Raw genomic sequence first — 1641 nt, 5'->3', positions numbered from 1 at the left:
TGTCGGGCAGCGTGATGACCGCCGCCGCCTTGTGACACTGAGGTGTTACATAGGCTGCTACATAGACTGAACCAACGACGACACGCACGAAGAGAATGGGAAAACACGCATGACCACTATCCGTATCCGCAAGGCCGAAGGCACCTGGACCGTCCGCTCCGGCGGCGCCGTACTGGGGGAAAGCTCCAATGCTTTGGAGCTGACGGAGGGCGATATGGATCCGGTCATCTATTTCCCGCGCGAAGACATCGCCATGGCCTTCCTGGACCGCACCAGCAAGACCGCCCAGTGCCAGCACAAGGGCGAGGCCAGCTATTTTTCGATCGCCAACAAGTCGTCTGTCACTGAAAACGCGGCGTGGAGCTATGAAGACCCAAAGGAAGCGGCGGCTGAAATCAAGGGCTGCCTGGCGTTCGTGCTGAGCGATTCTGTCAAGGTTGAACAAGTCTAAGCCGGTTATCCGGGTTGCGGGGCCGTTTCACAGAACGCGCCGCATCGCATCCGGGCAGCAGGAACAGAGCGTCCCGTAAAAATCCCCCACCGGTGCCCTGGCGCCGGTGTTTTGCGTTTGCGGGGAACCTGTTCCCGCGGCCTGATGCCCGCTGCAGCAACAGCCAGCCCGGTTCCGCAACAGGAGCCGGAACCGCTGTGGCAGCTATTGTGCCGCAAAGGCCGAGTTTCAGGCTAAAACGGCGCGGCTGAGGTTCAGCCTGGCTTCCTCCAGCGCATCACCTGCGCCAAGAATGTCCGTTTCGCGGGCGCATTGGATCGCATAGTTGATCACTGCTTCCAGCGCTGCCCGTTCGTTTGCCCGTTCGTCTGCCTTGTTGTTCGCACCAGCCTCTTGCGGGCCGATTTCGAAATTGCGCATGTTTCCCTACCGTTTGAGTAAGCTAAGCAATAATCCGCTTGCAATGTTGGTTCAGGCTCCGCTGCGGAGCAATGGATTTTTTAACTTAACCTTTACGTGTCACCGAATTCGCACAGATTCGGGGGCGGAATCAGAGTTTTTCCCCGTAGCAGAGGAGGATGCACCGGTCGGGATGCGGTGATCAGATACACACCATCACGGTCCCGCCTATCTGTGCTCCTCCGCTGCGGTTGCAGCCAAGGCACGGTTGTAGGCCTTTAACGCATCTACATGATACAGTGCGCCGATGATTTCCTCTGTGCTGCCCTCTTCCATCATCACAGGCAGAAAAGCCGCCTCTGCCCGCTCGAACACCGGCATCGCGGCCTCCAGTGACGCGGAAGCGCGGATGCACAGCCCCTCCTCAACCAGTGCTTGGCAGTCCTCCAGCGGCGCACAGCGGCTGTCGCCCATCGGACGCATCACCGCACCGGCCCGGATCAGCGCCAGCAGATAGGCCTGCGGCCCGGCTGCACAGTGAATGTTGCGCTTTTCCAGCTGGGTGAGAAAGAAGGACCGGTCCACCAGCCGTGAAGCCAGTGCGGTGGACATCGACACCGACACCATCACCGCCAGGCCGATCTGCCAGTCTCCGGTCAGCTCAAACACGATCAGCGTGGTGGAAATCGGCGCCCCCAGCACAGCGGCGGCAACAGCGCCCATGCCGGCAAAGGCATATAGCGTGTGGGTGCCGGATACATCCGGCAGCACGGCCGTCGCGATCAGGCCAA

3 protein-coding genes are annotated in these 1641 nt (G+C 60.3%); 1 reads left to right on the top strand and 2 read right to left on the bottom strand.

The features are described 5' to 3' along the window. The first annotated feature begins 109 nt into the window (after window positions 1-109). Entirely contained in the window at window positions 110-451 is a 342-nt protein-coding gene (locus A2I95_RS36345; protein WP_260005578.1) for a DUF427 domain-containing protein, read from the top strand. A 228-nt stretch (window positions 452-679) separates the two neighbouring features. Here A2I95_RS36345 and A2I95_RS36340 read toward each other — a convergent pair whose 3' ends face one another. Both A2I95_RS36340 and A2I95_RS36335 read right to left on the bottom strand, forming a co-directional pair. Next, a complete protein-coding gene (locus A2I95_RS36340) occupies window positions 680-871 on the bottom strand; it encodes a hypothetical protein (protein WP_027258353.1) in 192 nt (63 codons plus the stop codon). A gap of 207 nt (window positions 872-1078) precedes the next feature. After that, a partial coding sequence (locus A2I95_RS36335; protein WP_291737364.1) for a chloride channel protein occupies window positions 1079-1641 on the bottom strand: 563 nt, incomplete at its 5' end.

Source organism: Leisingera sp. F5 (assembly GCF_001593695.1).
This window is presented reverse-complemented; position numbering and strand designations above follow the sequence as displayed.